Genomic DNA, 25,540 nt, shown 5'->3' on the forward strand with positions numbered 1-25,540 from the left:
GCAGCCAACCAAGCAGATGCTAGGTTGAGTCAGATCGCAATGTCGGCTTGCCGCTTTCGGCAAGATGGCTCTGGCTGACGTCTCCGGCTCTGCTGACACGCCGTCCTTCACCCAATAACAACAGACACAGGAATGCCACGTCATGTCTTCGACTACCCTCACGTCCGCAAACGGCTCGCTTGAGTTGCTGTCACGACTGCGCGCCGTCGTCGCCGGTGACAGCGCACCACTGGTATTGCCACAGCTGATCAATGGCCAGTTTGTCGCAAGCGCCGCCGATCAGCACCTGAGCGTGACCAACCCGGCCACCAACGCTGAAGTGGCGCGTGTTCCACTGACGCCGCTCAGCGAACTGGACGAGGCGCTGGTGCATGCCGAGAAGGCCTTCCAGCGCTGGCGCAACACCCCGGTGCCGACCCGTGCCCGTCTGATGCTCAGCTATCAGCATCTGCTCAAGCAGCACCATGACGAGCTGGCCGAGATCATCTCCCATGAGCTGGGCAAGACCTTCGAGGACGCCAAGGGCGATGTCTGGCGCGGCATCGAGGTGGTCGAGCATGCCGCCAACATTCCGAGTCTGCTGATGGGCGAGACGGTGGAGAACGTCGCCACCGGCATCGACAGCTACTCCGTGACCCAGTCGCTGGGCGTCTGCCTGGGGATCACGCCGTTCAACTTCCCCGCCATGATACCGCTTTGGATGTTCCCGCTGTCCATCGCCTGCGGCAATGCCTTCGTGCTCAAGCCTTCCGAGCAGGTACCGCTGACCACGCTGCGTCTGGCGGAGCTGTTCATGGAAGCGGGAGCGCCCGAGGGCATCCTGACCGTGGTGCAGGGCGGGCGCGATCAGGTCAATCACCTGCTGGCCCACGAGACACCGCGCACCGTGAGCTTCGTCGGTTCGGTACCGGTGGGGCAGCACATCTATCGTACCGCCACTGACAACCTCAAGCGCGCCCAGTGCTTCGCGGGTGCCAAGAACCACATGGTGATCATGCCGGACGCTCCGGCGGACCAGGTGGTGAATGCGCTGGTCGGGGCCAGTGTCGGTGCGGCGGGTCAGCGCTGCATGGCGATCTCGGTGGCGGTCTTCGTCGGTGATTCGAAGGCCTTGATCGCGCGGGTGCGTGATGCGCTGGCCGAGGTGCGCCCCGGTGCCTGGAATGACAAGGGCGCCAGCTACGGACCGCTGATCTCGCCGCAGGCACTGGAGCGCGTGACGGGCTGGATCGGGCAGGGCGTCGAGGAAGGGGCCGAGCTGCTGCTGGACGGTCGCGGCATCTCGGTGGCGGGCTATCCCGACGGCAACTGGCTGGGGCCGTGCCTGTTTTCCAAGGTGACGCCGGAGATGGTGCTCTATCGCGAGGAAATCTTCGGGCCGGTGCTGTGCTGCATGGAGGCGGCGGATCTGTCCGAGGCCATCGAGCTGATCAATAACAACCCCTACGGCAACGGCACCTCCATCTTCACGCGCTCCGGCGGGGCGGCACGCCGCTTCCAGAACGAGATCGCGGTGGGCCAGGTCGGCATCAACGTGCCGATTCCGGTGCCGCTGCCGTTCTTCTCCTTCACCGGTTGGCGCGGCAGCTTCTTCGGCGATCTGCATGCCTATGGCAAGCAGGCGGTGCGCTTCTATACCGAGACCAAGACGGTGACGGCGCGCTGGTTCGATGATGCGCCGGCCGAGGGCAATCAGCCCAACTTCTCTATTCAGATGCGCTGAGGGCTCTTCACAAGACCGCTGAGGGCTCTTCAGATGCGCTGAGGGCTCTTCACAGGCTCGCCGAGGACTCGGCGGGCCTGGAGATAAAGAACAAGGACAACAGGAGGCAGCTGCATGAACTTTTCGCTGACCGATGACCAGCGTGCCCTGCAGGAGGGCGCGCGTGCCTTCGCGGATGCCGAGCTTGCCCCGCATGCCGCCGAGTGGGACGCCACGGCCCATTTCCCCATCGAGACGCTGAAGAAGGCGGGTGAGGCGGGCTTCATGGGGCTCTATGTCCCCGAGGAGCACGGCGGCCTTGGCCTGCCGCGTCTGGACAGCTCCATCATTCTCGAGCAGCTGGCCACCGGCTGCATCTCGACCACCGCCTACATCACCATCCACAACATGGTCGGCTGGATGATCGCGAGCTTCGCCAGTGACGAGTGCCGCGAGCAGTGGGTGCCGGCGATGGTGGCGGGTGACAAGCTCGGCTCCTACTGCCTGACCGAGCCGGGCAGCGGCAGTGACGCCGCCAGCCTGCGCACCCGCGCCGAGCGTGACGGCGATGATTACTACCTGAGTGGCTCCAAGATGTTCATCTCCGGTGCCGGGGCGACGGACGTGCTGGTGGTGATGGCGCGCACCGGCGAGCCGGACAGCGGCGCGGCGGGTATCTCGGCCTTCGTGGTGCCAGCGGATGCCGACGGCATCAGCTACGGCAAGAAGGAAGACAAGATGGGCTGGAACAGCCAGCCGACCCGGCTGGTGAGCTTCGATCGCGTGCGGGTCCCGACGGCCAATCGTCTGGGCGAGGAGGGCGAGGGCTTCCGTTTCGCGATGAAGGCGCTGGATGGCGGTCGCATCAACATCGCCACCTGCTCGCTGGGCGCGGCCCAGAAGGCGCTGGAGCTGTCGCGGGATTATCTCGGCGAGCGCAAGCAGTTCGGGCGCGAGCTGGCGCAGTTCCAGGCCCTGCAGTTCAAGCTGGCCGACATGGCCACCGAACTGACCGCCGCACGCACCCTGGTGCGACTGGCGGCCTTCAAGCTCGATGAGGGCGACGGCGAGGACAGCGCCCACTGTGCGATGGCCAAGCGCTTTGCCACCGACATGGGCTTCGAGGTCTGCAATCAGGCACTCCAGCTGCATGGCGGCTACGGTTATATCCGCGAGTACCCGTTGGAGCGGCTGGTGCGTGACACCCGTGTGCACCAGATTCTGGAAGGCACCAACGAGATCATGCGTCTGATCATCGCGCGCCGTCTACTGACGCCGGGGATGATCGAGTCGCTGGCGTAACGGCGCCTCCACTTCAATTCGTCAGTGGTTACCACCTTTTCAGGGAGTTACGTGATGTCATCCAATCAAGGGCCATGCCTCGTTCTCGAGAAGGATCGTCATATCGCCCGTGTCACCATCAATAACCCGCCGGCCAACACCTGGACGGAGGCGTCCTTGATCGAGCTGGAGCAGTTGCTCGATGAGCTGGAGGGCGATGGCAGCGTCAGTGCGGTGGTGATCACCGGTGAGGGCGACAGGTTCTTCTCCGCCGGCGCCGATCTCAAGACCTTCGCCGATGGTGACAAGGGCGTCGCCGCCACCATGGCGCGCCGCTTCGGGCTGGCCTTCGAGCGGCTGGCCAATTTCCCCGGCGTGACGATTGCCGCCGTCAACGGCTACGCGATGGGCGGTGGGCTTGAATGCGCGCTGGCCTGCGATATCCGTATCGTCGAGCGTCAGGCGAAACTGGCGCTGCCGGAGGCCAAGGTCGGTCTGCTGCCGTGCGCGGGCGGCACCCAGCACCTGCCGTGGCTGGTCGGGGAGGGCTGGGCCAAGCGCATGATCCTGTGTGGTGAGCAGGTGGATGCCGAGACCGCCGGCCGCATCGGGCTGGCCGAAGAGGTGGTCGAGACCGGCCAGAGCTTGGAGCGCGCGCTGGCGATGGCCGAGAGCGTCGCCAACCAGAGCCCGAGTGCGGTGGCGCGCTGCAAGGCGTTGATCATGTCATCTCGCCATCGCGGCATGAGCGATGGCCTGCGCATGGAACGCGAGCTGTTCGTCGAGCTGTTCGATGACCCCAACCAGAAGGAGGGCGTGAGTGCCTTCTTGGAGAAGCGTGCACCACAGTGGGTCTCGCATCAGAAAGAGGTGAAGGGAGGAGGGCGCTCATGAGCCAGATAGAAGGTGTCACTGCCAAGGCCGCGACCGATGTCGAGGCGCCCGTGGTGTTCGAGACGCGTCGCGCCCGCGACGGCAAGCAGCTGGGCATCATGCGCCTGAATGCGCCGCGCTCGCTGAATGCGCTGTCGCTGGCCATGATCGAGCGCATCGAGGCCCAGCTGGATGCCTGGGAGCTGGACAGCAGCATCGCCATGGTGTGGCTGGAAGGTGCCGGCGAGCGTGCGTTGTGTGCCGGTGGCGATATCGTGGCGCTCTATCAGGCGATGACCACGGCGCCTGCCAGCGAAGGCGCAGACCCCCTCGAGGCGCTGGAGGATTTCTTCGCCACCCGCTACTTCACCGCGGAATACCGGCTCGATCATCGGCTGCATACCTTCCCCAAGCCGCTGCTGGTGTGGGGCGGCGGCATCGTGATGGGCGGCGGCATGGGGCTGTTCGCCGGCGGTTGCGAGCGCGTGGTCACCGAAAGCTCACGGCTGGCGATGCCGGAGGTCAGCATCGGCCTGTACCCGGATGTCGGGGCCAGCTGGCTGCTCAATCGCCTGCCGCGTGGCATCGGCGAGTATCTGGGAGTGACCGGCGCGCAGCTGAATGCCCGCGATGCGCTGGATCTCTGGCTTGCCACACGCCTGATTCCCGACGCGCAGCGCGAGGCGCTCAAGCAGGCGCTGTGCGAGGGGGAATTCGGGCGTCATCCGTCGCGTCATCTGAGCCAGGTGCTGAGCGAGTTCGAGCGCCGTGAGCTGGCGCCGCCGGGACAGGTCATGCCGCTCTTTGATCATCTTCAGCAGCTGGTCGCCGGGCGCGAAGTGCTGAAGGCCTGTCAGCGGATCCTCGATGATCCCCAGGCGCGCAGTGACTGCAATGCATGGCTGAACGCCAATCGCGAGCGTCTGGAAGCCGGCTGCCCCAGTTCCCCGCATCTGGTATTTCGCATGCTGGCACGCCATCGCCACTCCTCGCTGGCGGAAGCCTTCTGCGACGAGCTGACCCTGTCGGTGCGCTGCTGCATGGGCACCGAGCTTGCTGAAGGAGTACGCGCCCTGCTGATCGACAAGGACAGACAGCCGCAGTGGGCCTATGCCTCGATCGCGCAGGTCTCCGAGGAATACATCGACGGCTTCTTCGCGCCGCTGTGGGAAGAGGACGAGCATCCGCTGATGGATCTGTAAGCGCGCTGTTCAGCACGGGCGGCAGGTGCGGACATGCCGCCGGACGCCAATGACAACAAGAACCTGTTCACGAGGAAGCATTGCCATGACATCCATCGGTTTCATCGGGCTCGGCAACATGGGCGGCCCCATGGCCCTCAATCTGGTCAAGGCCGGCCATGAGGTGAAGGTCTTCGATCTGGTCGAGTCGGCCATGAGCCAGCTGGTCGAGGCGGGTGCCTCACGCGCCGAGTCGCCACGCCAGGCGACAGAGGGCGTTGACGTCGTCATCAGCATGCTGCCGGCGGGGCAGCACGTGCGAAAGCTCTATCTGGGTGACAAGGAAGACGGCGAGGGTGGCCTCTTGGCGACACTCGACGCTTCAGTACTGGTGATCGACGCCTCGACCATCGCGCCGGATGATGCCCGGCTGGTCGCGCGCCATGCCGCCGAGCGCGGCATCACCTTCATGGACGCCCCGGTGTCGGGCGGGGTCGGTGGCGCACGTGCCGGCACGCTGAGCTTCATCGTCGGTGGCGAGGCCGACGGCTACGCGCGTGCCGTGCCGCTGCTGGAAGTGATGGGCAAGAATCTGTTCCATGCAGGCCCGGCCGGCAGCGGTCAGGTCGCCAAGATCTGCAACAACATGTTACTGGGCATCCTGATGAGCGGCACCGCCGAGGCGCTGGCGCTGGGGGTCAAGAACGGACTGGACCCGGCCGTGCTCTCGGAGGTGATGAAACAGTCCTCCGGCGGCAACTGGGCGCTCAACGTCTACAACCCCTGGCCCGGGGTGATGGAGGCGGCACCTGCGTCCAACGACTATCAGGGCGGCTTCCTGGTGGACCTGATGGCCAAGGATCTCGGCCTTGCCTGGGAAATGGCGCTGGGCTCGAAATCGGCAGTGCCAATGGGCTCCCAGGCGCGTAACCTGTTCGCCCAGCATGCCGCCCAGGGTGCGGGACGTCTCGATTTCTCGAGCATCCAGCGTTTCTATCGTTGCGGCGAGGCGGATGTGTGAGGTGTCACGCAGGCGGTGAGTGGCATGCATCATCAGGACGATATCATCTGCAAGGAGGACCCCATGATTCGACCGGTCAGTGAGCTGGTGGCAGCGGCCGAGAAGGAGATCGACACTCTATCGCCTGAGGCGCTGCGTCAGGCGCTGGAGGAGTCTCGCGCAGGCGGTACACCCCTGATCCTGGTGGATATCCGCGATGTGCGTGAGCTGGAGCGGGAAGGCCGCATTCCCGGGGCCATCCATGCGCCACGCGGCATGCTGGAGTTCTGGGTCGACCCGGCCTCGCCCTATCACCGTGCCGATTTCGCCCGTGAGGGACGTTATGTGCTGTTCTGCGCCGGTGGACTGCGCTCGGCGCTGGCCACCAAGTCGCTCAAGGACATGGGATTCGGGCCGGTCGCCCATCTCGGGGGCGGCTTCGCGGCCTGGCGTGAGTCGGGAGGCGAAGTCATCTCGCCCTTCATGCAGGGCAACTAGTCCGGCTTGCAGCCCCTGAGCCGCAAGGGAACTGCTCTCGCCGCGCGGATGTCTTACACTGTGCCCGTCCTGCACGACGGATTGCACGACAGATCGTACGATCGATAGCCCCCGATGGCCCCGCAGGCAGCTCGCCTGACGGGGCCGTTTACTGTCCGGAGCCTGCATGCCTGAGCCTGCCAACCCCACGTCATCGTCCTCTTCCTCTGCCAGAAGCCCGTCCCCGCGTGGTCGGCGTGACCTGCTGCGTGATCCGATCGCCTCGACGCTTGCCCGCATGACGGGGCCGGTGATCGGCGGCATCGTCACCATGATGCTGTTCAACCTGGTGGATGCCTGGTTCATCGCCCAGCTGGGCACCGCGGAGCTGGCGGCGGTCACCTTCACCTTTCCGGTGACCTTTGCCGTCATCAGCATCGCCATCGGTCTGTCCATCGGCACCACCGCCGTGGTGGGGCGCAGGCTCGGGCGTGGCGAGTTCGAGACGGTCAAGGCGCGGGCCACGGATGCCAGTCTGCTGGGGCTGTTGCTGGGCGTCATGATGATCGTGGCGGGGCTTGTCAGCATCGGGCCGCTGTTCGGGCTGCTGGGGGCCGATGACACCCTGATGCCGCACATCCAGGACTACATGCAGGTGTGGTACTTCGGGGCGCCCTTCGTGTTGCTGCCACGCGTGCTGGGCAGCGTGCTGCGCGCCGAGGGCAATACCCTGGTGCCCTCGCTGGTGATGGCGGCGGCAGGGGGGCTCAATGCGCTGCTCGACCCGCTGCTGATCTTCGGCATCGGAGATTGGCAGGGCATGGGCGTGGCGGGGGCGGCGTTGGCCACGGTGCTGTCGTGGCTGGCGATGACGCTGGGCTTGCTGGCATTGCCATTGCTGCGCGCGCGGCTGGATCTGCATCAGCTGTCGCTGACACGTCTGATCACCTCATGGCGAGAAGTGGGGGCCATCGGCCTGCCTGCGGCCATGACCAGCGTGATGACGCCGATCGCCACGGCGCTGGTCACGCGGATCGTCAGTCAGCATGGTCATGCCGCCGTCGCGGCCTATGGCATCGGTTCACGCATCGAGTCACTGGCGCTGATTCTGGTGCTGGCACTCTCGATGACGCTGTCACCCTTCATCAGCCAGAACGATGGTGCCGGGCAGCACCGGCGGGTATGGCGAGCCATCCACGGCATACTCGGCTTCATTCTCGTCTGGCAGCTGGCGGTCTGGCTGGGGCTGGGGCTTGGCGGTGAGTGGATCGCGGCGCGCTTCGCCGAAAGCCCGGAAGTCGCGCAGCTGGTGGTCACCTACCTGTGGCTGATTCCCGCCGCACTCGGCGCCCAGGGAGTGATCATCCTCGCCAACTCCAGCCTCAATGCGCTGCACGAGCCACGCCGGGCGATGACACTCTCGCTGGTGCGACTGTTCGCTCTGCTGGTGCCATTGGCCTGGCTGGGGGGGACGCTTCACGGTGTGGTCGGTATCTTTGCCGGGGTGGCGACAAGCTATCTGCTGATGGGCGGTATCAGTTATCTGGCGCTGCGCTCCGTGCTCAGGCGACGCGCCTGAGCCTGATATCGAGAGGCAGTCGTCGTGACGAAAGAAGCCGCCGTGCTTGAGGGCACGGCGGCTTCTTCATGTCTGGCTTTCAGTGCCTTGGGCGGCTGTTGCCCAGTGCCTTGGGCGTCTTTTCACCCGGTACCTTAGGCGGCTGTTTTCCCAGTGCCTTAGGCGTCTTCGTACTTGCACAGATAGGCGGACTCGACCGTGGTGCGCACCTCGAAGCTCTGGTTGGCTTCGACGATGAAGCTTTCCCCTGCGGCAAGCTGGTACCACTCTTCCGCACCCGGCAGCAGTACCTGCATGTCGCCGCTGATCAGCGTCATGTATTCGCGTTGGCTGGTGGAAAACACGAATTCGCCGATGGCCATCACGCCGACCGTGGCAGGCAGATCTGCGCTCTGGAAGGCGATGGAGGCCACCTGGCCATCGAAGTAGTGGTTGGTGTGGAACATGGGGAGACTTCCTGCGTGAGTAGGGGGGGGTGTGGTCGATGTGTGTTGTTGGGGGCGTAACGTAGCGCCGGGTATCAGCGCGGTGAGAAGCGGCGTGCCAGGCCGGTCTCGGCGATCATGCGCGTCGAGATCTCTTCGATCGAGAAGCGCGTGGTATCGATGTAGGGCACCTTGGAGCGGCGGAACAGCGCCTCGGTCTGCTCGACTTCCTGCAGACACTGGTCGATCGAGCAGTAGCGACTGTTGGGGCGACGCTCGGTACGGATGGCAGCCAGGCGGCGCGGGTCGATGGTCAGTCCGAACAGCTTGTGGCGATATTGCGCCAGTGACGCCGGCATCTTGAGGGTGCCGGATTCGTCGAGATCATCCTCGGTCAGCGGGTAGTTGGCCGCGCGGATGCCGAACTGCAAGGCCAGATACAGCGAGGTCGGGGTCTTGCCGCAGCGTGAGACGCCGATGAGGATGACGTCGGCCTTGTCGTACTGGTGGGTGCGCGCTCCATCATCGTTGTCGAGGGCAAAATGCACCGAATCGATGCGGTTCATGTAGACATCATCCTGACCGATGGAGTGGGTCTTGCCGACGCTGTAGGACGAGTGGGTATCCAGCTCCTCTTCCAGTGGCTTGAGGAAAGTGGAGAAGATGTCGACCTTGAAACCGGAGGATTCCGAGATGATGTCACGGATGTCCTGATCGACGATGGTGTCGATGATGATGGGGCGCTCACCGTCCGTGGCGTGGGCGCTCTCGATGGCCTTGACCAGCGCCGTGGCCTTCTCGGAGGAGTCGATGTAGGGCTTGGTCACCATGCGGATGTCGGTGTTCTCGAACTGGGCCAGCAGACTGCGTCCCAGTGTCTCGGCGGTGATACCGGTTCCATCGGAAATGAAGAAGGCGGTTCGGGTCATGACGGGCACTCGTGAAGAACGAATCGAAGACACAACCCGGCGCAGGGTGTCGTCTCGTGAAGTCCCAAGTGTCGGCGTTCACTGTCGTGCTTGCAATATCCGGCGGATGGCCAGTGGCGCGATATGGGAAATCTCGTGTTCCCGTTCTCCGGCAAAGCGGCCCATGACTACATTCCTGTAGCGGCCGTTTCTGGCTTGTCGACATGTTCGGCGACGATGGCGACAGAACGCCTGAAACAGTCTCAGGGTTGTAGTCCTCCTCCACTGACTAGCCGGTTAGACCAATGGCTAATACTAGAGAGAGCTTGTTAGGGTGGCGTCATTGCTGAACGGAAGGCGGTTAAACGTCCTCCATCGGTCATTCGTTTCCATCCATTGGTACCAGGGGGTTCCCTTGTCACAGCAAGCCACATCCGAATACGTCGTCGATTTCGATCAGCTCGGCATGAACGATGTTGATCGCGTTGGCGGCAAGAACGCCTCGCTCGGTGAGATGATCTCCAATCTGGCCGATGCCGGTGTCACCGTGCCCGGCGGCTTTGCGACTACCTCCTTTGCCTATCGCGAGTTTCTGGCTCACGAAGGCCTCGACAAGCGTATCAATGCCGCCCTCGATGCTCTCGATGTGGATGACGTGGTCGAACTGGCGCGCGTCGGTGCCGAGATTCGTCAGTGGATCATCGATACGCCGCTGCCGCCGGCCTTCGAGGCCGAGATGGAACGTGCCTATGCCGAGCTGCAGGCCAGACACCCGAACCTGAAGGTCGCCGTGCGCTCCTCCGCCACCGCGGAAGACCTGCCGGACGCCTCCTTCGCCGGTCAGCAGGAAACCTTCCTCAACATCGAAGGTTTCGACAACATCAAGCGTGCGGTTCACGAGGTGTTCGCGTCACTGTTCAACGACCGCGCCATCTCCTACCGCGTGCACAAGGGCTTTGATCACTCGCTGGTCGCGCTGTCTGCCGGCGTGCAGAAGATGGTGCGCTCCGAGACGGCCGCTTCCGGCGTGATGTTCACTCTGGATACCGAATCCGGCTACCGCGACGCCGTCTTCGTCACCGGCTCCTGGGGCCTGGGCGAGACCGTGGTACAGGGCGCGGTCAACCCTGACGAGTTCTATGTCCACAAGACCACGCTGGCCGCCGGGCGCCCGGCGGTGCTGCGCCGTAACCTGGGCTCCAAGCTGATCAAGATGGTCTACACCGACGACACCAGCGCCGGGCGTTCCGTGGCGACCGTCGACGTGCCGGTACCGGAGCGTCATCGCTTCTGCATCAGCGACGCCGATGTCGAGGCACTGGCGCGCCAGGCCATGATCATCGAGAAGCACTACCAGCGTCCGATGGACATCGAATGGGCGCGTGACGGCGATGACGGCAAGCTCTACATCGTCCAGGCGCGTCCGGAAACGGTCGTCAGCCAGGAAGAGGGCGGCAATCTCGAGCGCTTCCAGCTGCGCGAGAAGGGCCGGACCCTGGTGACGGGGCGTGCCATCGGCCAGCGTATCGGCCAGGGCGCGGTACGCGTGATCGACAACCCGGAGCAGATGGACAAGGTGCAGGTCGGCGACGTGCTGGTCACCGACATGACCGACCCGGACTGGGAGCCGGTCATGAAGCGCGCCTCCGCCATCGTCACCAATCGTGGCGGCCGTACCTGCCACGCGGCGATCATCGCGCGTGAGCTGGGCATCCCGGCCGTCGTCGGCTGTGGCGATGCCACCTCGGTGCTCGCCGAAGGCCGCGAAGTGACGGTCTCCTGCGCCGAAGGCGATACCGGTCATGTCTATGACGGCATCCTCAACTTCGATCGCACCGTCACCAGCGTCAACGAGATGCCGGAGATTCCGTTCAAGATCATGATGAACGTCGGCAACCCGGACCGCGCCTTCAGCTTCTCGCGTCTGCCGAATGCCGGTGTGGGCCTGGCGCGTCTCGAGTTCATCATCAATCGCATGATCGGCGTGCACCCCAAGGCGCTGCTTGACTACGCCACCCTGCCCATCGACCTGCAGCAGACCATCGATGCGCGCACCGCCGGCTACGCAAGTCCGGTCGACTTCTACGTCGACAAGCTGGTCGAGGGCATCTCCACCCTGGCGGCCGCCTTCCACCCGCAGAAGGTCATCGTGCGCATGTCGGACTTCAAGTCCAACGAGTACGAGAACCTGATCGGCGGCAAGATGTACGAGCCGGGCGAAGAGAACCCGATGCTGGGCTTCCGTGGCGCCTCGCGCTACGTGTCCGACACCTTCCGCGACTGCTTCGATCTGGAATGCCGTGCGCTCAAGCGTGTGCGTGACGAGATGGGGCTGACCAACGTCGAGATCATGGTGCCCTTCGTGCGGACTACCGGCGAGGCGGAACAGGTCATCAAGCTGCTGGGCGAGAATGGCCTGGTGCGTGGCGAGAACGGTCTGCGCGTCATCATGATGTGCGAACTGCCGACCAACGCGCTGCTGGCGGATCAGTTCCTCGAGCACTTCGACGGCTTCTCCATCGGTTCCAACGACCTGACCCAGCTGACCCTGGGGCTGGATCGCGACTCCGGCATCGTCGCTCACCTCTTCGATGAGCGTAACCCGGCGGTCAAGCAGCTGATGTCGATGGCGATCCGTGCCTGCAAGGCGCAGGGCAAGTACGTGGGCATCTGCGGCCAGGGGCCGTCGGATCATCCGGAGCTGGCCAAGTGGCTGATGGAAGAGGGCATCGACAGCGTCTCCCTCAACCCGGATTCCGTGCTGGAAACCTGGTTCATGCTGGCGGACAAGGAACTGGCCTGATCCCGCTCGCGAGCGTATGTGATGCCCAGCCTCGGTATCTGACCCAGTGAGAGGCCCTAGGCTGGCGCACTACCAGATGCTGGCGCCAGTCGCCGGCTGATCAAGCGCCCACTGCACATCATGTGCGGTGGGCGCTTTTCATTTTCTCGCCCGAAAACTGAATGGATGGTCAGCTCGCGACACTAGACCAATGGTGTAGAAACCGGCAGAAGCATGTCAGTTCGTAACAAATAGCAACAAAATGATCTCGAATCCGCGACTAAATGATGATCATCCTGCCTCGTGTGGAAAAGGCAGTCATTTATAATCCCAGCCACCCCGCTGACCACAATATCCATGGTGACTATGACTCCATGGTAGCTATGAATCCATGGTGACCATGACGGCAGGCCTCACCGGTAGCCAGCAATGCGGTGGCACGCAACAACCGACCTTTCAGACACAATCCAAGGTAGTCGTAACGTGAAACAGTCTTTATGGAAGAACATCGGCGTCCAGGTAGTCATCGCCATGATACTGGGCGCTGGTGTAGGCGCTTACATGGGCGAGAGCGCCGCGATGTTCGCGCCACTCGGTGAGCTCTTCATTCACCTGATCAAGATGCTGGTGGTACCGCTGATCGCGGTCTCCATCGTGTCGGGAGCCGCCAATCTGGGCGATAGCCCTTCTGCCGGCAAGATCGGTCTCTCCACCTTCGCCTTCTTCATGCTCACCTCAGCCGTGGCGGTGATGCTGGCGCTGGTGATGGGGCATGTGTTCCAGCCGGGCAGTGGGGTGGATCTGGAAAGCGCCAAGGGCATGTTCTCCAACGCCTACGCCGACAAGGGCAGCGTGCCGGGCGTGATGGATACCATTCTGGGCATGGTGCCGACCAATATCTTCGGCGCACTCACCGATGCCAACATCCTGCAGATTCTGGTGTTCTGCCTGTTTCTCGGCATTGGCCTGTCTAAGACCGGCGAGCGTGGCAAGCCGCTGATCGAAGGCCTGAATACCGTGATCGAGGCCTTCGTGTGGATGATCAATGTGGTGATGCTGATCGCGCCGATCGGCGTCTTCGGTCTGATGGCGGATGCCGTCGGCACCTTCGGCTTCGATGTGCTGACCCTGGTGATGAAGCTGTTCCTCGTCTACATGGGCGCCATCCTCATCTATGGCTTCGTGTTCTACCCGCTGGTGGTCAAGTTCGGCTCTGACGTGCCGCTGGGTCGCTTCCTGTCGGTGATGAAGAAGCCGCAGGCCGTCGCGCTGTCCACGGCGTCCTCCATGGCGACCCTGCCGGTCAACATGGAGGTCTGCGAGAAGGAGCTGGGCCTGAAGAACGCCACGACGGCCTTCGTGCTGCCGCTGGGCGCGACCATCAACATGAGCGGCAACGCCATCTATTACGGGCTGGTGGCGATGTTCTTCGCCCAGGTCTTCAACGTCGATCTCGGCTTCTCCGCCTACGCCGCCATCGTGTTCACCGCAACCCTGGGTGCCATCGGTCAGGCTGGCGTGCCGGGGCCGTCGTTCCTGGTGGTTGCCGTGCTGCTGGCGGCCGGCATTCCCATCGAGGGCCTGCCGCTGCTGTTCGCGCTGGATCGTATCTTCGACATGACGCGTACCGCGCTCAATATCACCGGTGACGCGGCCTGCGCCGCCGTGGTGGATCGCTTTGCGCGTGCCGATGATGCGGTCGCCGAGCGCCAGGACACCGCATCAGGTGAGCCGGTCAGCGTGCGCTGAGACAGACACGACTGACAGGAAAACGCCCCCGCAGCCAGAACGGTTGCGGGGGCGTTTTCATTGGGGGCTTGAACGGTTCGACCGGTGATCGGGAACCGGTCAGGGCGTCGGCTGGGTGCGAATCAGGGCTTCCTTCGAGGTGACGATGCCGTTGTTGTCGGCGTAGAGGAAGTCGCCCGGCACGATCGTGACACCGGCAAAGGTGACCGGGATATCGCGCTGGCCTTCGCCACGCTTGATGCTGGGACGCGGATAGCAGCCGAGTGCCTGCACGCCGAGCTGGGTGGCGTGGATCTCGTCGACATCACGGATGCAGCCATACATGATCACGCCGGCCCAGCCGCTCTTGGCGGCCTGCTCGGCAAGCATGTCGCCCAGCATGGCGCAGCGCATCGAGCCACCGGCATCGACGACCAGCACGCGCCCTGCACCGGGTTCCGCGACCGCCGCCTTGACCAGCGAGTTGTCCTCGAAGCACTTGATGGTCACGACTTCGCCGCCAAAGGACTCGACGCCGCCGTAGTTGATGAACAGGGGCTCGAGGACTTGCACATCAGGGAACTCATCGCAGAGATCGGGGGTGGAGATGGAGTGCGTCATGTCGGATTCCTTGTGCTGGGCGGCCCGGTGAGGGTCGCTTGGGGACGGAGCGCTGGCGATTGCTGCAATGCCACAACGTCGAGAATGCCCGATACGCCAAGGCTTTGCACCTGTGCGAAGGGCTAAGCGGGCCTCGGGCGCGTGCAAGCGAGGGACGGGAGGGTCACGAGGGCATGTTGCTGACTGGCGACGTGGGAAGTAGTGAAAACGCCACTCTTGAAACACCGTTCGATATCTACCACGATGCTCCTGCACCCATGGCAGGCGACGTTGAACCAGACTGCCTCTGGCAGGTATCCGCCTGTGCCGCCCATTGGATCAAGGAGCAACACATGAGCAAGTCACGTCTTCTGGCCGCCCCGTTGGCCACCGTTTCCTTCGCCGCTCTCGCTCTGGCGCTCAGTGGTCACGCCCAGGCGGCAGGCAATGCCACCGAAGGGCTCTATATCGGTGCCGGTACCGGTTTTTCCAGCCTGAAGAACGATGATTCCGATGAGGCCGGCGATTTCATCGACTCCGGCAGCGATGACTTCGACGTGGATGATGACGACAACGTCTACAAGGCCTTCGTGGGCTATCAGTACAACCCGTACTTCGCCACCGAAGCCTTCTATACGGATCTCGGGACCGTTCAGCTCAAGGGCAATGACTTCGGCAATACCGATCTCAAGTCCAAGGCCTACGGCGTCAACGTGGTGGGTATCCTGCCGATCGGCCAGTACTTCTCGCTGTTCGCCAAGGCGGGCATGGCCAAGTGGGAAACCGATGTCGATGGCAATCTGGGCGATTCCAGTGTCGACCTGAAGGACAATGACGGCTTCGACCCGGTCTATGGTGCTGGTGCCCAGGTCAATCTCGATCCGTTCCTGATCCGTGCCGAATACGAGCGTTATGACTTCGACAGCGACTATCAGGTAGATGCCTTCACGGCCTCTGTCGGTTACAAGTTCTAGGCCGAGCAGGTCGTCAGGCCGTCTCGGGCGGCGGGCGAGAACGCCAGGCATGAAAAAACGGGCCGTCCCTGATGGGGCGGCCCGTTTCGTTGTCTCGCTGGCAGCTCTGGCGTGACCAGTGACGGCTGCTGTCCAGAGAGGCGCCGGACATTGGAGCCCGGCGCCTCGCCTGATCAGGCTTCCTGAGTGACCGGAATCACGTTGGAGGCGGCGTTCTGGAACTCTTCGATCTCATGGAAGTTCAGGTAGCGATAGATCTCGCCGGCCATGGCATCGAATTCGCCCATGTAGCCCTGATACTCCTCGACGCTCGGCAGACGACCGATGACCGCGGCGATGGCGGCCAGTTCGGCAGACGCCAGGAAGACGTTGGCGCCGTCGCCCAGACGGTTCGGGAAGTTGCGCGTGGAGGTGGACACCACGGTGGACTTGGCAGCCACACGTGCCTGGTTACCCATGCACAGCGAGCAGCCCGGCATTTCCATGCGCGCGCCGGCACGGCCGTAGATGCCGTAATAGCCTTCGGCGGTCAGCTGGTGCTGGTCCATCTTGGTCGGCGGTGCCAGCCACAGCTTGGTCTTCAGGCTACCGGCCGGCTGCTTCTCGAGCAGCTTGCCGGCGGCACGGAAGTGACCGATGTTGGTCATGCACGAGCCGATGAAGACCTCGTCGATCTTCTGGCCGGCCACGTCGGACAGCAGACGCGCATCGTCCGGGTCGTTCGGGGCACACAGCACCGGCTGATCGATCTCGTCGAGGTCGATCTCGATGATCTCGGCGTATTCCGCGTCCTTGTCGGCACGCATCTGGCTCGGGTTGGCCAGCCACTCTTCCATGCCGGCGATACGACGCTCGATGGTACGGGCATCGCCGTAACCGTTGGCGATCATCCACTTGAGCAGGGTGATGTTGGACGTCAGGTACTCGGTCACGCTCTCGTCGGACAGCGTGATGGTGCAGCCCGCGGCGGAGCGCTCGGCAGAGGCGTCAGACAGCTCGAAGGCCTGCTCTGCGGTGAGATCTTCCAGACCTTCGATTTCCAGAATGCGGCCGGAGAAGGCGTTCTTCTTGTTGGACTTGTCGACGGTCAGCAGGCCCTGCTTGATGGCGTACAGCGGGATGGCGTGGACCAGGTCACGCAGGGTGATGCCCGGGCGACGCTTGCCCTTGAAGCGCACCAGCACGGATTCCGGCATGTCCAGCGGCATCACGCCAGTCGCGGCGGCGAAGGCCACCAGGCCAGAGCCTGCCGGGAAGGAGATGCCCATCGGGAAGCGGGTGTGGGAGTCACCACCGGTACCGACGGTGTCCGGCAGCAGCATGCGGTTCAGCCACGAGTGGATGATGCCGTCACCCGGGCGCAGCGACACGCCGCCGCGGTTCATGATGAAGTCCGGCAGGGTGTGGTGAGTCTCGACATCGACCGGCTTCGGGTAGGCGGCGGTGTGGCAGAAGGACTGCATCACCAGGTCGGCCTGGAAGCCCAGACATGCCAGATCCTTCAACTCGTCGCGAGTCATCGGGCCGGTGGTGTCCTGGGAGCCGACGGTGGTCATCTTCGGCTCGCAGTACATGCCCGGACGCACGCCTTCCATGTTGCAGGCCTTGCCGACCATCTTCTGCGCGAGGGTGAAGCCCTTGCCGGTATCCTTCGGCTGCTCCGGCAGACGGAAGACGTCAGAGGCGTCCAGTCCCAGCTCGGTACGTGCCTTGTCGGTCAGACCGCGACCGATGATCAGCGGGATACGGCCGCCAGCACGCACTTCGTCCAGCAGGACCTGAGTCTTGAGGGAGAAGGTGGAGATGACTTCGTCGGTGTCGTGACGGCAGACCTTGCCTTCGTACGGGTAGATGTCGATGACATCGCCCATGGCCATCTTCTCGACGTCCATTTCCACCGGCAGGGCACCGGCATCTTCCATGGTGTTGAAGAAGATCGGCGCGATCTTGTTGCCGAACACGAAGCCGCCAGCGCGCTTGTTGGGCACATTCGGGATGTCGTCACCGAAGAACCACAGCACGGAGTTGGTGGCGGACTTGCGTGAGGAGCCGGTACCGACCACGTCGCCGACGTAGGCGACCGGGAAGCCCTTGGCCTTCACTTCCTCGATCTGGGCCAGCGGGCCGATGACGCCTTCTTCCTGCGGGATGATGCCATCACGCGGGTTCTTGAGCATCGCGTTGGCGTGCAGCGGGATGTCCGGACGTGACCAGGCGTCAGGTGCCGGGGACAGGTCGTCGGTGTTGGTCTCGCCCGGCACCTTGAAGACGGTCAGGGTGATCTTGTCCGCCAGGGCCGGCTTGGACAGGAACCATTCGGCGTCCGCCCAGGACTGCAGCACGGATTGCGCGACGGTGTTGCCGGCCTTGGCGCGCTCGGCGACATCGTGGAAGGCATCGAACATCAGCAGGGTGTGCTTGAGCTGTTCGCCGGCTTCCTTGGCCATGGACTCGTCGTCCAGCAGCTCGACCAGCGTGGCGATGTTGTAGCCGCCCTGCATGGTGCCGAGCAGCTTGGTGGCGTGGGTCTTGTCGATCAGCGGTGAAGAAGCTTCGCCACGCACGATGGCGGTCAGGAAGCCAGCCTTGACGTAAGCGGCTTCATCGACGCCCGGCGGGATGCGATTGGTGAACAGGTCGAGGATGAACTCTTCTTCACCGGCCTGCGGATTCTTGAGCAGTTCGACCAGATCAGCGGTCTGCTCTGCATTCAGCGGCTTCGCCGGGATGCCCTGCTGGGCGCGTTCTTCAACCTGTTGACGGTAGGCTTCAAGCACGTGGGAGACCCTCATCTGTAATCGTGTCGAGATGCGTGTGCCAGTCGTCACGCGAACCGGCAGAGACATCCCGAGGCTTCTTGCGGGTAATTCAAGCGTCTTATTGCGAGCGAATCAGGCGCTACGGGGCGAACGCGAGTCTACTCAACTTTGTCGACAATGTTAAGGAGCACCCCCGTGTGGGGGCTGAGACTTTGGTCGTCATCCAGGGCGCCATTTCGACCTTAACAGCTTGATATTGCATTTCTTTGTCGCGCTTCAGGCATGGCGCGGCTCGCATCGCCCGATGTCGCGTCGAGGTGACTCGAGCCTTGCGGTCTCCGTGCACCGCTGTCGAGCTCGGCAGGCGCACGGTATGATGCTGTTATCCTTTTTCCTGAAATTTCGCCGCAAGCCGAGGGCAGCATGAGCCGTATTCTTTCTCCCTGCGTCGGGGTGTGTTCCACCACGGTGGGTGACAACGTCTGTCGTGGATGCCAGCGCCATGACCAGGAGATCCTCGACTGGTTCGGGTATGACAGTGAGCAGCGCACGCAGCGCATGCGCGAGCTGGATGCGCTGCGCAGTGACGTCGCCGGGCGCTGGGTGTACGTGCATGACGAGGCGGCGCTGGCGGAACAGTTGACGCGCCACCGGATTCGTTTTCGTGAGGATCAGTCGGCGCTGTCACGTGCGGTGGAGCTTCTGCGGGTGGGACGCACCAGGATCCGTGACCTCTCTGCCTATGGCATCACGCCGTGCAGTGGCGGCGAAGAACTTGAGCCGGAACAGCTTTTTTCGCGAATAAACGATGAAATCATGGTGGAAGCGGCAAAGCGGGCCAATAATGAAGTGAGTCCGGCAGGTCATCCTCCTGATGCAACGCAGGATGACGCTGGCAAGAGAAAAGACTGACATGATGGACGATGGCATGACCCTGATGACTGACCGCGAGCGTTTCGCGACGGATGAGCATGACGCTCGGATGGCCCCTGAGCTTTCACGCGTCATCAAGGCGCCGCAGGGGCCGAGCAACGAGGATACCGATGCACTGCTGCCGGACTCCCTGCTGGCCTTTCTCGGTTGCCGCACACCGCACGCCTGGGTAGAGGCGGCGCTCGACAATCCTGAGCTGTTGCTGATCGACCACGCGCAGTGCGAGAAGAAGGCGGCCTCCACCGCGATGAGTCTGATGTACCGCTATGTGGACCACCCCTTGCTGCTGAGCAAGATGTCACAGCTGGCTCGAGAGGAGCTTCTGCACTTCGAGCAGGTGGTAGGACTGATGGAAAGGCGTGGAATCGTCTATCGTCATATCAAGGCTTCCCGATATGCAGAAGGACTGCGTCAGCAGGTGCGCAAGGAGGACCCTCAGCGGCTGGTGGATATCCTGCTGATCGGGGCATTGATCGAAGCACGGTCCTGCGAGCGATTCGCGCGTCTGATCCCGTATCTTGAGCCCGAGCTTGCAAAGTTCTATCGCACTTTGGTTAAGTCTGAGGGACGCCATTATGAGGATTACCTCATGTTGGCCGAGCGTTACAGCAAGGAACCATTGGAATCCCGTCTTGCGGTACTGCGTGCGGTGGAGAAGGAGCTGATCGAGCGTCCTGATGTCAGCTTCCGTTTCCACAGCGGCATCCCCGTCACGAATCGGGTGGAAAACGCCTCAAGCCAGGTGAGTTGAGGCAGTACAGACACAAGGCAAGGCTCAAGAACAGGGGACCTCCGGCGCCATGGCTGGGCTGGCGTTTCGTTCGCGACTTTGAAATGGATGACACATGACGCAGGAAACATCTGGTCAAGCTCAATTGGCGCTGCTGGGACATTTCCAGCTGACCCTGGGCGATGACACGCTGACGCAGTTCAGCTACGACAAGGTCAAGGCACTGTTGCTGCATCTTCTGCTGCATGATCAGGCCGTCTCGCGGGCGGGGCTGGCAGAGCTGCTATGGCCGGATCAGGGGCTGTCCTCGGGCCGCACCAACCTGCGCCATGCCCTGCATTGCCTGCGTCAGAGCCTGGGGGAGGAGGCCGACAATCTTCTGACGGTCTCACGTCAGACGATCGCGCTGTCGATTCCGGATTACTGGGAGCTGGATCTCGACGAGCTCAACGGCCTGTTGCTGGCGCCGCCCTCGGTGGCGACGCTCAACGAGGTGCTGGGACTCTACCGGGGCGATCTCGTCGAAGAGCTTGCCCTGACCCAGTGCCCGGAATTCCAGCGCTGGATGATCAAGGTGCGCGGCGAATGGCGTCAGCGCGTCATCCAGTATGCCGAGCGAGTACTGGCGACCGATGAGCCGGTCCCGGACGATGTGCTGCGGACCCTGGTGAGCCGCTTCTCCGGATATGGCCCCTTCCATGAACGCCTGGTACGTCAGCTCGCGGAAGATGGTCAGTCGGCTGCGGCGCATGAGCAGTTCAATGCCTTCCTGCAACAGCTGGCACTCTCCGGTCAGCAGCCTGATCCGGGATTCCTGCAGCTGGCCCGTTACTGGTCCGATGGCAAGAGCGAGCAGATGGGCGCGCTCACGCCGCAGGGCGCCATTTCTCGCACGCTGTCGCTGGACAGCGCGCCGCTGCGTGAAGACGAGATCGACCACCGTCAGTTGTCGGTCATGGCGATTCGCCTCAGCGTCAAGGACAGTCATCGTGATCGTGTCTGGGCCCGCGCCAGTCTGACCCTGCAGATCGAGCTGCTGCGCTGGCTGGAGCAGCAATGCCACCACCTGGGCGGTTTCTGGCTGCCGGGTGCCACGGGTGGCGTCGGCCTGGCGTGCTTCGGCACGCATGGCCCGGCCCATCAGCTGGCAGAGCTCGTGGCGCTTTATGAGCACTGCAGCAAGGCGATGCCGGATGAGATCGAGCGGATCTGGGATGGCGAAGGCAAGCCGCCAGTCTTCTCGCTGTCGGCGGGTCTCCACTCCGGGCAGGTCATCTATCTGCCGGAGCGTCAGCTGGCCGACCCGCTTGGCCAGGTGACCCAGTATTCCCTGGAATTGATGACGGCGGCCGAAGGCAGCGAGCTGGTGATTTCCCAGGAGGCCAGTCAGCACATGCCTCCCGCACTGGATCTGCAGCCACGTCTCACGTCACGCCTGTTGGCAGCGGACGGACGGGTGCGTCTGCGCGCGTTGGTCCTGAGCAGCAGCGTGGGGCATCGTGAGGCGTCACTGCCGACACTGATCGGACGTGAAGGCGAGCTGCGCCGTCTGCGCGATGCGCTGGCGCGTGCCAGTATCGGGCTGCGTCAGAGCGTGCTGGTCAGCGGCAACTCCGGCATGGGCAAGTCGGCCCTGATGGTCAACTTCCGGCAGCTCGAACAGAGTCAGGACGTGGGTCTGTGCTGGATGCCGACGACTCGCCTCTCGCAGCTGGAACCCTACAGCGTGGTGCGCACCCTGATGCGCTGGCGCCTCGATGGTCATGTGGATCGTGATGGCGTCGAACAGGTATTTGAATCCTCCGAAGCCTTGCAGGCTCTCGACGAGGACGTGCGTCGCTCCTTCCATGCGGTGCTGGGGACTGCGGAGGAGGCCTCGGAAGATGAATCCCTGATCCAGAGCAGCGAGACGGTCGAGCGCGTGGTGCGTGTGCTGCATCTGGTGATCGAGAAGTCGGCAAGCCTGCGCCCGCTGGTGATGATGATCGACGACCTGCAGTGGCTCGATGAACCGTCGCTCAAGGTGCTGGCGGGACTGCAGGCGCGCCTGCCCATCAACATCGGCTTCATGCTGGCGGCCAGCCACAACGGCCGCGACAGCCTTGCCGTCAAGCTCAACTGGGACCAGCATATCTCGCTGGGTCGCCTGGACCCGATGCAGGTCTCGCGTCTGCTGTCGCATCTGTCGCGTCGCTATCGTCTGCATCTCAGCCCGCGCATGCGCAGCCAGCTCATCGAGCGCTGCGATGGTGTGCCGCTCTACCTGCAGGAGATCTGTCGTCGTCTCGACATGGATCGCCGTGAGGGGCGTCCGGTGCAGCTCGACGAGCTGCCCAAGGGCTTGATCGGCCTGCTGTCCAGCCGTATCGACCAGCTGGAAGAAGGCCGCGATGTGGCCCACGCCGCCGCCGTGCTGGGACGTGTCTTCAAGCTGAGCTTCCTGCGCCAGAGCTGCGAATTCGAGGAAGGGCGCCTCAAGCGTTCCATCGAGAGCATGCAGCGCCTGGAGATCATCGAGGCCTGTGGCAACGATAGTGAATTCGACTACCAGTTCACCCACCAGCTGATCCAGGAAGCGGCCTATCTGTCCTGCCCGCGTGACGTGCGTCGCCGCATTCACCTGCAGGTCGTGGCTCTCATCGAGGACAAGCATCCTGCCTGGATCAGCCGTCACCCCGGCTATTTCGCCGTCCATCTGCGCAAGTCACAGAACTTCAGTCGTGCTGCGCGCTATTTCGAGCTGTCGGCACGTGAAGCGCTCAAGATCAGCGCCAACCGTACCGCGCTCAAGATGGCCGACAGTGGTCTGGCGTGTCTCAAGCATGTCGAAGGGCAGGAGGAGCGTGAGGTCAGCCTGCTGACCGTACGCGGCCAGGCCGGCTTCGCGCTGGAAGGGCATGGTTCCCGCATCGCGCACGAGAGCTTCGTGCAGGCGCGCAATCTGCTCAACAGTCCGGCGCTGCTGGAAGATGATGAGCCGGATCTCGAGCAGGCCTTCATCGTGAAGTGGGGACTGTGGGTCGGTTGCAGTGAGCGCCATGCGCATGCGGATGCCTTCGCGCTGGCCTCGGGCCTGAGTGATCTGGCGGAAGAGCTGTCGGATGGCCGTTATCGTCGTCTGGCCGACTATGCGCGGGCACACTGCGAATTCTGGGCCGGTCGCGTACGCGTGGCAGGTGAGCATCTCGATGAGATCGATCCGGTCCACAATCCCATGGTACTCGAATGGTTGCCGTTCAGTGATCACCCTCAGGTGGCAGCGGCATGTCTGCAGAGCTGGACGTCCTGCCTGCGCTTTGACTACGTGCAGGCCGAGCAGCAGGCCGAGGCGGCCATCCGCATGGCGGAGGCCATCGGTCAGCCGGGCTCGTTGGCCATGGCGTTGATGTTCTCCACCTCGCTCTATCGTCAGCTGGGCCATACCCATCTGGCCACCCAGCGTGCCGAGCGGGCGCTGGAGCTGACCCGCTCCGCGGATCTGCACCTCTGGCACATGGCGGCGCATGGCGTGCTTGGCTGGGCGCGGGCGATGAACGGCGACCGCGACGGGCTCGCGATGCTGCAGTCCAGCATCAACGAGTTCGCCGAGCTGACCGGGCGTGAGCGGCATCAGCGGCCCAATCTCTGGTACATGGATGCCGTGATGGCGCTGGGTGAGCATTCGGCGGCCGAAGAGTACATGGAGAAGGTGCTGCTGGTGGCTCAGGAGCGCAACTCCTTCTATCTGGCAGAGGTCAGCTACCTGGTGGCCGCGTTGCGTGCCGCTCAAGGTCTGCCGAGCGAGAAGGTGCGTTCCTTGATCGAGCAGGGCCTGGCCTACTCCATCGAGCAGGAAAATCCGCATCATGAAGCAATGGGGCTCGCTGCCTGGTTGAGGCTGGTCGATGCGCAGGATACCGAGCGCTGCGAGCGCCTCAAGGCACTGCTGGATGAGCTGCCGGCAACGGATGCACCCGCGGTACTGGGGTGGCATCAGCTGGTGGAGGCGGTGGAAGGGCGTGCGCGTCGCAAGGCGTCCTCGCCGGCCTGACGCGCACGCCCGGCGCTCCGGGCTGAGCAGACTCTGAACGGCGCCAGTCGCTTCGAAAGCCGAGGCTGGACAAGGAAAAGCCCCCGTTGCCACTCAAGGCAACGGGGGCTTTTCATGGGCGTTGCGAGCGATCAGCCGTGGGTGATCGCATCACTCAGTGGCAATGCGAATTCCCGCAGGGTCGGTCCCTGGCCGCAGGCAATGATGTCGAAGGCGGTATCGGGGCGCCAGTCGCCCAGCACGATACGGCGCGCCGCTTCGCCATCGATCTCGAGTTCATGTACCGCCGGGCGATGGGTGTGGCCGTGGATCAGGGTGCGCACGCCGTGCTCGCGCATCTCGCGAATCACTTCCTCGGGCGTGACGTCCATGATCGCCTCATCCTTCTCGCTGTTGGTCTCGCCGGACTGCATGCGCAGTGACTGGGCCAGCGCCAGTCGCTGCTCCAGCGGCATGGCCAGAATCTGTGCCTGCCACTGAGGGTCGCGCGTCATGGCACGAAACTTCATGTAAGCCTCATCGCGGGTACACATACTGTCGCCATGCATCAGCAGCACGCGCTCGCCGTCGAGCTCGATCACGCTCGGGTCGGGCAGCAGGGTCACGCCGGCCTCGGCCGCGAAGGTCTCGCCGATGAGGAAGTCGCGATTGCCGTGCATGAAGTAGAGCCTGGTGCCGCGGGCCGAGACGCGCTGCATGGCCTCGCTCATGCGCTGGGTGAAGTCGTCGCGATAATCATCGCCGACCCATACCTCGAAGATATCCCCCAGCAGGTAGAGGCGATCCACCGCAGGTTCGCAGGTCGCCAGGCGCGCCATGTAGTCGAGAAAGCCCTGGGCGATCTCGGGAGTCTCGGGCTGCAGGTGCAGGTCGGAGATGAACAGGGTGGTGGCAGTCATGGTCAGGTCCACGGGTCGGGGCGGGTGTCGTCATGCGCAGCAGGCGACGGAAGAGGCCGAGTGAGAGAGCAACGCAAACCGCCCGGCCTGACGCTCGATATCACGAGGCAAGGCCGGGCGGCAGGTACGCGGTGAGGCGCGATCAGCGGAAATCGCTTATTCGGTGATTTCGGCGCTGGTGATGATCACGTCTTCTGCCGGCACGTCGGCGTGGCCGTCGCGACGCGTGGTCTTGACCGCCTCGATCTTCTCGACCACGTCCATGCCTTCGACGACCTTGCCGAACACGCAGTAACCCCAGCCTTGGCTAGTCTTGCTGGTGAAGTTCAGGAAGTCGTTGTCATTGACGTTGATGAAGAACTGGGCGCTGGCGGAGTGAGGATCCATGGTACGTGCCATGGCCACGGTGCCGCGGTCGTTCTTGAGGCCATTGTCGGCTTCGTTCTCGATCACGCCGTTGGTCGGCTTCTGGTTGAAGTCGGTGTCAAAGCCACCGCCCTGAACCATGAAACCCGGGATGACGCGGTGGAAAAGGACGTTGCTGTAGTGGCCTTCACGCACGTATTGCTCGAAGTTGGCCGCAGTCTTCGGGGCCTTCTCGTGGTTGAGTTCGAGGGTGATGTCGCCGTAGTTGGTGTGAAGAACGATCATGCGAATTTCCCGGTCATCTGTCTTGCTC

General features: G+C 63.3%; 19 protein-coding genes. 13 read left to right on the top strand and 6 right to left on the bottom strand.

The window, feature by feature from the left end; all coding sequences use genetic code 11:
- Positions 1–142 precede the first annotated feature (142 nt).
- The 7 genes from QD228_RS04510 to QD228_RS04540 all read left to right on the top strand — a co-directional run bounded on the left by QD228_RS04510 (position 143) and on the right by QD228_RS04540 (position 8,093).
- On the top strand, positions 143–1,723 hold the full coding sequence (locus QD228_RS04510; RefSeq protein WP_271302222.1) for a CoA-acylating methylmalonate-semialdehyde dehydrogenase: 1,581 nt from the start codon (positions 143–145) through the stop codon (positions 1,721–1,723).
- A 114-nt stretch (positions 1,724–1,837) separates the two neighbouring features.
- Positions 1,838–3,004 (top strand): acyl-CoA dehydrogenase family protein, encoded by a 1,167-nt coding sequence (locus QD228_RS04515; protein ID WP_279874570.1) that lies wholly within the window; start codon positions 1,838–1,840, stop codon positions 3,002–3,004.
- A gap of 54 nt (positions 3,005–3,058) precedes the next feature.
- Positions 3,059–3,877, top strand: coding sequence for an enoyl-CoA hydratase (locus QD228_RS04520; protein ID WP_077374805.1), 819 nt, complete (start codon positions 3,059–3,061; stop codon positions 3,875–3,877).
- On the top strand, positions 3,874–5,058 hold the full coding sequence (locus QD228_RS04525; RefSeq protein ID WP_279874571.1) for an enoyl-CoA hydratase/isomerase family protein: 1,185 nt from the start codon (positions 3,874–3,876) through the stop codon (positions 5,056–5,058). Before QD228_RS04520 ends, QD228_RS04525 begins: the two co-directional genes overlap by 4 nt.
- A gap of 85 nt (positions 5,059–5,143) precedes the next feature.
- On the top strand, positions 5,144–6,058 hold the full coding sequence (mmsB, locus tag QD228_RS04530) for a 3-hydroxyisobutyrate dehydrogenase (protein WP_084208097.1): 915 nt from the start codon (positions 5,144–5,146) through the stop codon (positions 6,056–6,058).
- Between the two features lie 63 nt (positions 6,059–6,121).
- The gene (locus tag QD228_RS04535) at positions 6,122–6,535 is read left to right on the top strand and encodes a rhodanese-like domain-containing protein (protein ID WP_077375616.1); all 414 of its coding nucleotides are present in this window, start codon (positions 6,122–6,124) and stop codon (positions 6,533–6,535) included.
- Between the two features lie 166 nt (positions 6,536–6,701).
- Positions 6,702–8,093, top strand: a complete 1,392-nt coding sequence (locus QD228_RS04540) for an MATE family efflux transporter (protein WP_279874572.1) — start codon at positions 6,702–6,704, stop codon at positions 8,091–8,093.
- Positions 8,094–8,251: 158 nt separating this feature from the next.
- Here the strand turns inward: QD228_RS04540 and QD228_RS04545 are convergent, their stop codons facing one another.
- Both QD228_RS04545 and QD228_RS04550 read right to left on the bottom strand, forming a co-directional pair.
- Positions 8,252–8,539, bottom strand: coding sequence for a pyrimidine/purine nucleoside phosphorylase (locus QD228_RS04545; RefSeq protein ID WP_077374792.1), 288 nt, complete (start codon positions 8,537–8,539; stop codon positions 8,252–8,254).
- 74 nt (positions 8,540–8,613) lie between these two features.
- Complete coding sequence (locus tag QD228_RS04550) at positions 8,614–9,447, bottom strand: pyruvate, water dikinase regulatory protein (protein WP_077374789.1); 834 nt, start codon at positions 9,445–9,447, stop codon at positions 8,614–8,616.
- A 394-nt stretch (positions 9,448–9,841) separates the two neighbouring features.
- Between QD228_RS04550 and ppsA the strand changes: the two genes are divergently transcribed.
- Both ppsA and QD228_RS04560 read left to right on the top strand, forming a co-directional pair.
- A complete protein-coding gene (gene ppsA / locus QD228_RS04555) occupies positions 9,842–12,229 on the top strand; it encodes a phosphoenolpyruvate synthase (protein ID WP_255304432.1) in 2,388 nt (795 codons plus the stop codon).
- A 462-nt stretch (positions 12,230–12,691) separates the two neighbouring features.
- Positions 12,692–13,957 carry a dicarboxylate/amino acid:cation symporter gene (locus tag QD228_RS04560; RefSeq protein WP_205632738.1) on the top strand — a complete coding sequence of 422 codons (1,266 nt, stop codon included), beginning with the start codon at positions 12,692–12,694 and terminating at the stop codon, positions 13,955–13,957.
- A 99-nt stretch (positions 13,958–14,056) separates the two neighbouring features.
- On the opposite strand, the gene rraA is transcribed toward QD228_RS04560, so the two are convergent.
- Positions 14,057–14,557, bottom strand: a complete 501-nt coding sequence (gene rraA, locus QD228_RS04565; RefSeq protein WP_077374783.1) for a ribonuclease E activity regulator RraA — start codon at positions 14,555–14,557, stop codon at positions 14,057–14,059.
- 332 nt (positions 14,558–14,889) lie between these two features.
- On the opposite strand from rraA, the gene QD228_RS04570 reads away from it, so the two are divergent.
- On the top strand, positions 14,890–15,510 hold the full coding sequence (locus QD228_RS04570) for a porin family protein (RefSeq protein ID WP_077374780.1): 621 nt from the start codon (positions 14,890–14,892) through the stop codon (positions 15,508–15,510).
- Positions 15,511–15,683: 173 nt separating this feature from the next.
- Here QD228_RS04570 and acnB read toward each other — a convergent pair whose 3' ends face one another.
- Entirely contained in the window at positions 15,684–18,287 is a 2,604-nt protein-coding gene (gene acnB / locus QD228_RS04575; protein WP_077375609.1) for a bifunctional aconitate hydratase 2/2-methylisocitrate dehydratase, read from the bottom strand.
- A 405-nt stretch (positions 18,288–18,692) separates the two neighbouring features.
- Between acnB and QD228_RS04580 the strand changes: the two genes are divergently transcribed.
- From QD228_RS04580 to QD228_RS04590, 3 genes are all read left to right on the top strand, one after another.
- The gene (locus QD228_RS04580; protein ID WP_279874573.1) at positions 18,693–19,181 is read left to right on the top strand and encodes a DUF1289 domain-containing protein; all 489 of its coding nucleotides are present in this window, start codon (positions 18,693–18,695) and stop codon (positions 19,179–19,181) included.
- A 70-nt stretch (positions 19,182–19,251) separates the two neighbouring features.
- Entirely contained in the window at positions 19,252–19,953 is a 702-nt protein-coding gene (locus tag QD228_RS04585) for a tRNA-(ms[2]io[6]A)-hydroxylase (protein WP_279874616.1), read from the top strand.
- Between the two features lie 94 nt (positions 19,954–20,047).
- On the top strand, positions 20,048–23,962 hold the full coding sequence (locus tag QD228_RS04590) for an AAA family ATPase (protein WP_136938714.1): 3,915 nt from the start codon (positions 20,048–20,050) through the stop codon (positions 23,960–23,962).
- Positions 23,963–24,093: 131 nt separating this feature from the next.
- On the opposite strand, the gene QD228_RS04595 is transcribed toward QD228_RS04590, so the two are convergent.
- On the bottom strand, positions 24,094–24,861 hold the full coding sequence (locus QD228_RS04595) for a UDP-2,3-diacylglucosamine diphosphatase (protein WP_279874574.1): 768 nt from the start codon (positions 24,859–24,861) through the stop codon (positions 24,094–24,096).
- Between the two features lie 156 nt (positions 24,862–25,017).
- A complete protein-coding gene (locus tag QD228_RS04600; RefSeq protein WP_043331309.1) occupies positions 25,018–25,512 on the bottom strand; it encodes a peptidylprolyl isomerase in 495 nt (164 codons plus the stop codon).
- Between the last annotated feature and the right edge of the window lie 28 nt (positions 25,513–25,540).

Source organism: Cobetia sp. 3AK, assembly GCF_029846335.1.
GTDB classification, from domain to species: Bacteria; Pseudomonadota; Gammaproteobacteria; order Pseudomonadales; family Halomonadaceae; genus Cobetia; species Cobetia marina.

Coding starts and splice junctions, on each gene's coding strand:
- QD228_RS04510 (WP_271302222.1), top strand. CDS start 143: ATGTCTTCGACTACCCTCACGTCCGCAAACGGCTCGCTTGAGTTGCTG.
- QD228_RS04515 (WP_279874570.1), top strand. CDS start 1,838: ATGAACTTTTCGCTGACCGATGACCAGCGTGCCCTGCAGGAGGGCGCG.
- QD228_RS04520 (WP_077374805.1), top strand. CDS start 3,059: ATGTCATCCAATCAAGGGCCATGCCTCGTTCTCGAGAAGGATCGTCAT.
- QD228_RS04525 (WP_279874571.1), top strand. CDS start 3,874: ATGAGCCAGATAGAAGGTGTCACTGCCAAGGCCGCGACCGATGTCGAG.
- mmsB (WP_084208097.1), top strand. CDS start 5,144: ATGACATCCATCGGTTTCATCGGGCTCGGCAACATGGGCGGCCCCATG.
- QD228_RS04535 (WP_077375616.1), top strand. CDS start 6,122: ATGATTCGACCGGTCAGTGAGCTGGTGGCAGCGGCCGAGAAGGAGATC.
- QD228_RS04540 (WP_279874572.1), top strand. CDS start 6,702: ATGCCTGAGCCTGCCAACCCCACGTCATCGTCCTCTTCCTCTGCCAGA.
- QD228_RS04545 (WP_077374792.1), bottom strand. CDS start 8,539: ATGTTCCACACCAACCACTACTTCGATGGCCAGGTGGCCTCCATCGCC.
- QD228_RS04550 (WP_077374789.1), bottom strand. CDS start 9,447: ATGACCCGAACCGCCTTCTTCATTTCCGATGGAACCGGTATCACCGCC.
- rraA (WP_077374783.1), bottom strand. CDS start 14,557: ATGACGCACTCCATCTCCACCCCCGATCTCTGCGATGAGTTCCCTGAT.
- QD228_RS04570 (WP_077374780.1), top strand. CDS start 14,890: ATGAGCAAGTCACGTCTTCTGGCCGCCCCGTTGGCCACCGTTTCCTTC.
- QD228_RS04580 (WP_279874573.1), top strand. CDS start 18,693: ATGAGCCGTATTCTTTCTCCCTGCGTCGGGGTGTGTTCCACCACGGTG.
- QD228_RS04585 (WP_279874616.1), top strand. CDS start 19,252: ATGGCCCCTGAGCTTTCACGCGTCATCAAGGCGCCGCAGGGGCCGAGC.
- QD228_RS04590 (WP_136938714.1), top strand. CDS start 20,048: ATGACGCAGGAAACATCTGGTCAAGCTCAATTGGCGCTGCTGGGACAT.
- QD228_RS04595 (WP_279874574.1), bottom strand. CDS start 24,861: ATGACTGCCACCACCCTGTTCATCTCCGACCTGCACCTGCAGCCCGAG.
- QD228_RS04600 (WP_043331309.1), bottom strand. CDS start 25,512: ATGATCGTTCTTCACACCAACTACGGCGACATCACCCTCGAACTCAAC.